This is a genomic window from Escherichia sp. KCJ4928 (assembly GCF_004352695.1).
Taxonomy (GTDB): Bacteria; Pseudomonadota; Gammaproteobacteria; order Enterobacterales; family Enterobacteriaceae; genus ECMA0423.
In genome coordinates this window covers 1-813 of record NZ_SJWV01000485.1, presented here as the reverse complement: position 1 = coordinate 813, position 813 = coordinate 1, and the positions used below count along the sequence as shown (strand labels likewise).

Sequence of the window (813 nt, the reverse complement as noted above, 5' to 3'; positions counted from 1 at the left end):
AAGCGCCACCGACGGCCTGCCATCCAGCAGGGGGACCACATACGGGTACACCTGCCCGCCGGCAAGATGCGCCAGATGAGGATACAAATCCGCCTCCGTCATCGTCTCAGTACCTCATCAATGGCCCGGTTCATCCGCGCAATCGCCACCTGCGCTGCCTGTTCACTGCGCACATCAAACGCCGGGCGCACAAACGGGTGCGGAGGCATATTCACGGTCCCCATTTCCACAAACCGCCAGTAGAAAGCATTGCGCGGGTTATCCGCCTTCATGGTGTTATCGCTGTTACCGGTGTCCGGATTAACACCACGGATATGGACACCGGATTCCATCCCGCCATCGCGGGAGCGCCGGGAAAGGACCACCACATTGCGGCGCAGTTTTCCCCTGCGCACCGGTGCCCGTGACACCACTTCTTCTTTCAGCACATTCGCCCCCGCACGGGTTGCCTCACGCAGCACCCGGTTGTTTTCCGCACCACTCAGAAGCTGCAAATCGCGGCTGATGTCCTCCAGCCCCGAAAAATCCAGCAGGGTTTCGATCATTTTTCCCCTCCCAGCCGACAGAGAATTTCCAGACGTCCGCCGGTCGCATCCGGCACGGGCAGCCCGACAACGTTCAGGATCCGGTCACGCCAGGGACCACTCAGCACATGAAGTCGTGACGCTGCCGTGATTTCCCGACCGGACTGACCGCGCACCCAGATGCGGATTTCCGCCTGCGCCATTTCCGCACCGGACTGCATCCGCTCCCGGCTGCTCCTGCCACGGATATCCGCATGAATTTTCCCGCATGACACCCATTCTTCCGTCA

General features: G+C 60.9%; 2 protein-coding genes and 1 pseudogene. All 3 read right to left on the bottom strand.

The features are described from left to right. Positions 1-102: pseudogene (locus E0D98_RS28240) on the bottom strand (hypothetical protein); the annotation flags it as partial. Then, complete coding sequence (locus E0D98_RS25010; protein WP_000573391.1) at positions 99-545, bottom strand: HK97-gp10 family putative phage morphogenesis protein; 447 nt, start codon at positions 543-545, stop codon at positions 99-101. The gene E0D98_RS25010 and the pseudogene E0D98_RS28240, both read right to left, overlap by 4 nt. Then, the coding region (locus E0D98_RS25005; RefSeq protein ID WP_180269325.1) for a phage head closure protein at positions 542-813 on the bottom strand (272 nt) is incomplete at its 5' end. The genes E0D98_RS25005 and E0D98_RS25010, both read right to left, overlap by 4 nt.

Coding starts and splice junctions, on each gene's coding strand:
- E0D98_RS25010 (WP_000573391.1), bottom strand. CDS start 545: ATGATCGAAACCCTGCTGGATTTTTCGGGGCTGGAGGACATCAGCCGC.